9 protein-coding genes and 1 pseudogene are annotated in these 7,657 nt (G+C 48.5%); 6 read left to right on the top strand and 4 right to left on the bottom strand.

Translation table 11 applies throughout. The annotated features are described in order from the left end of the window. The first annotated feature begins 364 nt into the window (after positions 1-364). Both RMO35_RS17260 and aroA read left to right on the top strand, forming a co-directional pair. A complete protein-coding gene (locus RMO35_RS17260) occupies positions 365-1,252 on the top strand; it encodes a RodZ domain-containing protein (RefSeq protein ID WP_309742548.1) in 888 nt (295 codons plus the stop codon). A gap of 110 nt (positions 1,253-1,362) precedes the next feature. After that, the gene (gene aroA / locus RMO35_RS17255; protein ID WP_396135692.1) at positions 1,363-2,697 is read left to right on the top strand and encodes a 3-phosphoshikimate 1-carboxyvinyltransferase; all 1,335 of its coding nucleotides are present in this window, start codon (positions 1,363-1,365) and stop codon (positions 2,695-2,697) included. Here aroA and RMO35_RS17250 read toward each other — a convergent pair. Continuing rightward, a complete protein-coding gene (locus RMO35_RS17250) occupies positions 2,692-3,228 on the bottom strand; it encodes an O-acetyl-ADP-ribose deacetylase (protein ID WP_309742546.1) in 537 nt (178 codons plus the stop codon). The two genes, aroA and RMO35_RS17250, sit on opposite strands and share 6 nt — an antisense overlap. A 95-nt stretch (positions 3,229-3,323) precedes the next feature. On the opposite strand from RMO35_RS17250, the gene RMO35_RS17245 reads away from it, so the two are divergent. Both RMO35_RS17245 and RMO35_RS17240 read left to right on the top strand, forming a co-directional pair. After that, positions 3,324-3,482, top strand: a complete 159-nt coding sequence (locus tag RMO35_RS17245) for a hypothetical protein (protein WP_309742545.1) — start codon at positions 3,324-3,326, stop codon at positions 3,480-3,482. Positions 3,483-3,669: 187 nt separating this feature from the next. Then, positions 3,670-4,917 carry a DNA cytosine methyltransferase gene (locus RMO35_RS17240; protein WP_309742544.1) on the top strand — a complete coding sequence of 416 codons (1,248 nt, stop codon included), beginning with the start codon at positions 3,670-3,672 and terminating at the stop codon, positions 4,915-4,917. Here RMO35_RS17240 and RMO35_RS17235 read toward each other — a convergent pair. The 3 genes from RMO35_RS17235 to RMO35_RS17225 form a co-directional block, all read right to left on the bottom strand. After that, positions 4,903-5,115: a DUF6737 family protein gene (locus RMO35_RS17235; protein ID WP_309742543.1), complete on the bottom strand. Its 213-nt coding sequence runs from the start codon at positions 5,113-5,115 to the stop codon at positions 4,903-4,905. The two genes, RMO35_RS17240 and RMO35_RS17235, sit on opposite strands and share 15 nt — an antisense overlap. A gap of 183 nt (positions 5,116-5,298) precedes the next feature. Continuing rightward, entirely contained in the window at positions 5,299-5,733 is a 435-nt protein-coding gene (locus tag RMO35_RS17230) for a tetratricopeptide repeat protein (protein ID WP_309742542.1), read from the bottom strand. 224 nt (positions 5,734-5,957) lie between these two features. After that, positions 5,958-6,248, bottom strand: coding sequence for a hypothetical protein (locus tag RMO35_RS17225; protein ID WP_309742541.1), 291 nt, complete (start codon positions 6,246-6,248; stop codon positions 5,958-5,960). Positions 6,249-6,531: 283 nt separating this feature from the next. Between RMO35_RS17225 and RMO35_RS17220 the strand changes: the two genes are divergently transcribed. After that, positions 6,532-6,837 (top strand): mechanosensitive ion channel family protein, encoded by a 306-nt coding sequence (locus tag RMO35_RS17220; protein WP_309742540.1) that lies wholly within the window; start codon positions 6,532-6,534, stop codon positions 6,835-6,837. An 18-nt stretch (positions 6,838-6,855) separates the two neighbouring features. Beyond that, positions 6,856-7,014, top strand: a pseudogene (locus RMO35_RS17215) (mechanosensitive ion channel domain-containing protein); the annotation flags it as partial. Between the last annotated feature and the right edge of the window lie 643 nt (positions 7,015-7,657).

The raw sequence follows: 7,657 nt of genomic DNA, 5'->3' as shown, positions 1-7,657 counted from the left end.
AACGATCTCAGCGTCCTCTGTTTAAGGCTCCGGCGTATACACAACACAATTGGGCTACGTTTTTAGATCTACATCCCCCAACCCCCTTTTCAAGGGGGCTTTAAAAGTCCCCCTTGAAAAGGGGGATTTAGCGGCTCGCAGCCGGGAGGGAACCTCCCGGATTATGCGAGACAAGACAGCGGCGGTTTTATTCTGGGGGAACCCCAGAATAAAAAACCGACAAGACAGGGGGATTCCCACCAATTTCGATCCTAACTAGAGATGTGTATACACGGTAGCTATTTAAGGAGAAGCAGCGCCCCGATCCGGTATCATCAGCATTAAACCCCGATTATAATCCCACAACTACCCCACATCAGCGATCGTGACTCTACTGGCACCGCTCAAGCATCTGACCGCTCTCAAACTATCTAAACTGTCACTTCTAGTCGGCTCGGTTGCTGCATTCGAGCAGTTCCGACCGAAACCACCAGTGGCAGCCGAACCTGTCGAATTTGTTCCCGCACTACCAACGCCCAGCGAGATCTTGCAAGAACTTGGCGAAAGTTTACGCCAAAATCGCCAAAATCGTCAACTCTCGATCGGCGATATCGCTAGCCGCACTCGGATTCAGCCGCGACTGGTACAGGCGATCGAAGAAGGGCATATCGAAATGCTCCCCGAGCCTGTATACGTCAAAGGCATGGTCAAACGCTATGCTGATAGCGTAGGCTTGGATGGAGCGACAATTTCCCAGCAAGTACCTAACTGGGACGCCGCCGCTGCTACCTTTGAGCCGACTACCAAGCTCCAGACAACCACTTTTCACACTCCCACTCCAGTTAAGCCGCTGTACGTGTATTTAGGCTATACAGTGGCGATTATTGGGGTAAGTGCGGTGGCGTCTAATCTACTCAACACTGCCTTCAAATCGCAGTCTCAGCCCACTCCAGTAGTAGCAGCCAAACCGCAGCCAGCAGCAGGAAGTGCTACAGCGCCTGTAGCTGCACCTCAACGCAGTCAATTACCAGACATTCCTGTAGAGATCGTCGTCAAGAGTCCAACTTGGGCGCAAATTGGCATCGATGGGAAGACCGTATTCACGGGCAATCTCAATATTGGGACAAAATTTAACTGGACAGCTCAAAAGCAAGTCACGATCAATACCAATAATGCTGGTGGCTTGTTTATCGCTCATGATGCCCAACCACCACAAGCATTGGGCAAAGTCGGTGAAAAACAAAGTGTGACTGTCAAGGTAGGCAAACGTTAAGTACCAAAAATCCCCTCAAACGAGGGGATTTTTGTATTTTCCCAGTCCGGCAAATCGATCGAGATTGCCTAGCCTACAATAAGTATTGACTATCTACCAAACTCATCGTGATTAACCTGCAACCGCTCGATCGTCATCACAGCCTCACTGTTACGCCGCCAGCATCGGGGATCTCGCTCCAAGGCACCTTACAGATTCCTGGGGACAAATCTATTTCCCATCGCGCCTTGATGTTGGGAGCCTTGGCGGAGGGTGAGACGACGATTCGGGGCTTATTGCTCGGTGAAGATCCTCGGAGTACGGCGGCTTGTTTTACGGCAATGGGAGCGCAGATTTCTGAATTAAATACCGAACTGGTAACGGTGACGGGGATTGGTTTGGGGCAGCTTCAGGAGCCAGTAAATATCCTCGACGCTGGCAATTCCGGAACGACGATGCGATTGATGCTGGGGATCTTAGCTTCTCATCCCGATCGCTTTTTTATGGTAACTGGTGATGACTCCTTGCGATCGCGTCCGATGTCGCGAGTCGTCGCACCGCTGGCGGAGATGGGAGCGCAAATCTGGGGACGCAAGAGCAATTCCCTCGCACCGCTCGCTGTGCGCGGACAAGCATTACAACCGATCCACTATCATTCCCCGATCGCGTCTGCTCAGGTCAAGTCGGCAATATTACTCGCTGGATTGATGGTTTACGGGCGCACCACCGTCACAGAACCCGCCTTATCGCGGGATCACTCCGAACGGATGTTACGAGCGTTTGGGGCGCAGATAGATGTCGATCCAGAGACGCATAGTGCGACTGTGACGGGCTATCCTACCCTCACCGGACAACAAGTAATCGTCCCTGGGGATATTAGCTCGGCAGCATTTTGGCTGGTAGCTGGCGCGATCGTGCCTGGTTCGGAGTTGTATATTGAAAATGTCGGCGTCAATCCTACCCGCACGGGCATTTTGGTGGCTTTAGAATTAATGGGTGCCGATATTACCCTCGAAAATCAGCGCGAAGTTGCTGGCGAACCCGTTGCCGATATCCGCGTCAAACATAGCAACCTCAAAGCCTGTGAAATTAGCGGCGATCTGATCCCGCGTCTGATCGATGAGATTCCAATTCTAGCTGTCGCCGCTGTATTTGCTCAAGGGACAACCGTTATTAAAGACGCTGCCGAATTGCGCGTTAAAGAGAGCGACAGGTTGCAAGTAATGGCAGCAGCGTTAACTAAAATGGGCGCAAAAGTTACCGAATTACCCGATGGTTTAGAAATCACTGGTGGGGGCACTTTAAGCGGCGCAGAGCTAGATAGTTTTACAGATCATCGGATTGCCATGAGCCTGTCGATCGCGTCCCTAATGGCAAAGGAAACGACTACCATTCACCGTGCCGAAGCAGCGTCTATTTCCTATCCCACATTCTTCGATTCATTACGCAGTATTGTCAAATCATAACATCCCAAAAGCTTCGACATAGGCATCATAATCAGTATCGCTAAAACAAACAAAGCTCACACCCTCGATCGACAAATCTTGCACCAAATAAGCCCGCACAGTCTCCAATGCCACCTGAGCCGCTAGATCGATCGGATAACCATAAACACCACAACTAATCGCTGGAAACGCGATCGTTTTAATCTCATATTGTGCGGCTAGAGCCAAACTTTCGCGATAACAACTGGCGAGTAATTCTGGCTCGCCACTATTACCACCCTCCCAAATAGGGCCAACGGTATGAATTATATAATCAGCCGTCAATCGATAGCCTGAAGTAATTTTAGCCTCACCAGTTTTACAACCATTTAGTCGCTGACACGTAGCTAATAACTCTTTGCCCGCCGCGCGATGGATCGCTCCATCGACACCGCCACCACCAAGTAACGAACTATTAGCTGCATTCACGATCGCATCTACTGTCAATTTAGTAATATCGCCCTGAATTATCCCCATCCGTTCTTGTGGACTTGAGAGCGATGCTGCTGTCATTTTTGATGAATATTTTTATTTTAACTTCTTGTATTATAATATTCTAAATATGCGATCGGTTCAGTAAGTAGGCGTAATTATTTATCAGATAGATTGTGTCCGAAACCTTAATGGTGGGCAATGCCCACCCTACTGGCTACTGGCTTGACACGACTAAAAATGTGGGTAAAGCGATTCTCTTTCAGAGAGGCTGCGCCAACGCTCAAAATGTTACTCATTGTATTTTCCAGAGTTATAAATGCCCACAGTTTTAGTCGTGTCGTCCCACTACTTCTACTTCCTGGATCGATGTTTGCTGGTATAAACCATCCCCCACAGTCGATCTATAAAATGTATGATGTTTAACATTGTCATCTTGGGGCGATCGATCGTCAAATTGCTGAGACAGAACATCCTCACCACTGGTAAAATGATTTAGCCCAGTACCGTCCGAGCATTGACATGAATAGACCGATCGGAATCGACCTGTTTGCAGGTGCTGGCGGGATGTCATTGGGATTCGAGCAGGCTGGTTTTGATATCGTCGCCGCAGTAGAGATCGATCCGATTCATTGTGCCACGCACGAGTACAACTTTCCCCATGCTGCCACAATTTGCGCTAGCGTCATCGATCTGACGGGTGCAGAAGTTCGCCGGAGAGCCAAATTAGGCGATCGCGATATCGATGTTGTCATGGGCGGCGCTCCCTGTCAAGGCTTTTCCCTCATGGGCAAACGTGCTTTCGACGATCCCCGCAACCAGTTAGTATTTCATTACGTGCGGCTCGTTAAGGAATTAAACCCTAAATATTGCGTCTTTGAAAATGTCAAAGGCTTAACCCTCGGCGCACACGCCCAGTTTCTCGCCGAACTGATTGCCGCATTGGGCGAGGCTGGTTATGATGTGCTGACACCTTACCAAGTACTCAACGCCGCCGATTATGGCGTACCACAGGATCGCAAGCGACTATTTCTCGTCGGTACGCGTCAGGGGGAGAAGTCGCCCACTTATCCACAGCCACACCCAGAGCGCGTAACAGTTTGGGAAGCGATTGGGGATTTACCAAATGCCGATCGATTTGAGGCGCTCTGGCTGGAAGATCGGATCGCGGTAACATGGGAGACAACCAGCCCCTACGCACGTAGACTGAGAGGATTCGATCGCGATCCCCACGATTATAGCTACTCCCGGAGATTCGACCCTCACCTGCTCACCTGTAGTATCAGAACCCGACATAACCCCGCCTCCCAAACTAGATTTAACGCGACCATTCAAGGTAAAACCGAAGCCATCAGCCACTTCCGCCGCCTCGATCCGGCTGGGCTATGTAATACACTCCGCGCTGGTACCGATAGCGCACGCGGCGCGCATACCTCCCCCCGCCCGATTCATCCCTTTTTACCCCGCGTCATCACCGTGCGCGAGGCGGCGAGATTGCATTCCTATCCCGACTGGTTCCGCTTGCACGGGACGAAATGGCATGGCTGTCGCCAAATTGGTAATAGCGTCCCGCCACTCCTCGCCCGTGCCTTAGCTAGCGAATTATTAAAAGCCCAGGGCATACAACCTTCAAAGCCGAAAAAAATTCTCGCTCGCGGTCACGATCGACTATTATCTTTTGATATGAGTAATGCGTCAAAATATTTTCAAGTACCGCTAGACACAATCGCCCAAAGATCGCGGTTAAAAACACCGTTACGATCGCTCTAAATCCTGTTGTGCTAATATCCGGGGGACAACAATCAAAAAATAAGTCCACCATAGGATAATTAACCCGGCTACTGGCAAAGTTAGCCACAGAGTATGGAATAATAACCAACTGCCAGTAATAATGGCTATTCCCGTCAGGACGATCGTCCACGGCTGACACCACCAAGGTTTTGATGCCCACAAATTACTATTACTCATTGTTAACAAATTAAAGTTTAGCTACGATCGTACTCGGTAATGCGCCGATCGCATCCGCTCCCAACCCTAATTTAATAGACATGACTGTGGTGTCTCAGAGTAACCCTGACATAATTATGTCAGGGCTACTCTGAGGATCGATCGCGATCGACTGATGATATTAGGCGAAGATTTAGGTTGATACTAGTTGACACTATACTCTTTCAACCAAGCGGTGGCAATTTGTACTCCTTCTTGATTTTCTTGTTTTTCAAAGAGGAAGAGTGCGGCTTTCATACAAGTAATTCCATCCTTAGTGCCACCGAACAAGGTGGCAACTGCCATAAAAGCATAAGGATTAGTTTCTTCGAGTCTGAGTGCTTTCTCATAATAGGCTAAGGCTTGTTCCTTCTGTCCTTTTTTCTGTGCCGCCCAGCCCAATTGGACGTATTTCATCGATTGTTCGCGATTGTCAGCGCTTGCGTCGTCATTTTTGACTTCAGGAGCTTCCTGAGCGCGTTCGATATTTTGAATTGTGAGGGAGTTGATGCTAGGAGCTAGTTCGGCGTGAGTGCTAGCAGCAGTGGTAAATAGGACGGAAACGAGAGTTAAGCTGGAGACAAAAGTGCTTTTGAACATGGCTGGATTGCTGTGGTGTGAGTTCTATTGAATATCATTAAACACCCTTCGTCTGTGAGTTGGATACGGAGATATTTTTGCTGCTATTTAGTTACGATTTAGTTTCGTCAACATCGGAATGTTAATGCTTTAGCTAACAACTAAGATGGGGCGTTGAGAAATATTTTGCTTGTTAGAGTCGCCGTAACTAATGCCAGACAAGCGATCTCAGCTATTACTGGCAATCAACCAATCGCCCACTTGAGAGCGTCATTAAATGTAAAACCAGCCATCTCCTCGACAATCCCCACTTCGAGTACGGCTTGAAATACCGCCCAGCACTGGATATTTGTGATGGTTTCCCGATCGACTCCCCAATCCTGAAAATAAATTGCGAGCGTTTTAGCACCTTCGTCAGTAGCTTGATTGCCGCCAATAATTAGACAGTACGGCTCGTCTGATATCGCTGGATACTCCACCAAGGTAAAGACATCACTTAATTCTTTTTCCCAAACCGATTGGCGCGTTAGATCCACTGTGCAAAACCTGATAATAACTACGATCGAGATCTTAAAGCCATCACTATTAAACCTTTTGGCTCGATCGCCAGTCTAACTTGTTGGAAAGCAAAAAAGACGCCGATCGTGATGAATCGAAATCAAGGAATGCCTATCTATCTTAAAAGCTTGACTGAGAAAGCACTTAGGAGCTGCTAAGAGCGATTCTCATTCTGAGAGGCTACGCCAACGAGTGGCCAGGAGGTGAACTCAATGAGGTAGAGTGGAAGTACCTGCCATCTGCCCTTGGAGAGAACTTTCTATGGACAATAAGACAGAGCTATTATCTCAACTCCAGATCTGGGTTGCCAACTTCGGCGTTAAAGCGATCTCAGCTTGCCTGATTCTGCTAGCTGGCATTCAACTTGCTCGGGTGCTCCAATCGATCGTCGGTCGCGCGATTCAACAAGCTAGAATTGATGCCACGTTAGTATTATTTGCCAGTAACTTGGTGTATATTTCGGTAGTCACGATGACCGCGATTATCGCCCTCGGTCAGTTAGGCGTCCAGACAGCATCATTTATTGCGATCTTAGGATCGATCGGGGTCGCACTGGGACTTGCTTGACAAGGTTCTTTATCCAATTTTGCCGCAGGGATTTTGATTATCGTCCTCCGCCCGTTTAAAGTCGGCGACTATATCGAATGTCTGGGGATCGGCGGTACCGTCAAAAGGATTCATCCGCTCAACACCACGCTAATTACCCCCGATCGTCGCACGATCGTCGCTCCCAACCGCATGTGATGGGAACTGTCCACGAGCAAACCTGGACGGAGCGATGATTTGGGCTTGTGATTGCGATCGATTTTAGCAAACTCAATCTCTATTACGAATATTGGATGATTCGATCGTTACACTCGATCGGATTTATTTGGATAGATCGTCATATTAAACTCGATCGCCATAACTTATCTCGATCGACAAATTCACGCTCTCAATCGTATCTCTGCACCCAGTAGATAAGTAGATAAGCAGCATCACGAAAATGTCACGGTCGAAACTGGAGGATACAAAAGGCAGAGCCAATGTGTTTCAGTCAAGACAGCGAATCAGCGACGCGCTCATCACGGAGGTTCCCTCCAGGTCGAGCGCGTCAAGACAAGAGAGAGGGTTTGGGGGTGAGGGCAAAAGGCTGGCATCTTACATTTAATTCCGCCTAGCTACTTATAGCGGGGTTAGGAAAGGAACAGGGTTTCTTTGCAGGGAAATGCCAATGTCCTTCGGGGAGAAGTAATTAATAATTAATTATTAATTATTAATTATTACCCAACCATTCTTGCTTGGTAATTTCGAGCTTATTTGCTTCGATCCAGTGTCCCTTTTTTTGAAACGCGTGAGGAATATATCTGACAAACTTCATGCCAACTTTTTCGAGGACGCGCCGACT

The organism is Chamaesiphon sp. OTE_20_metabat_361, assembly GCF_031364565.1.
Note: the sequence above shows the minus strand (reverse complement) of the source record. Positions and strands in the feature narration are given on the sequence as shown.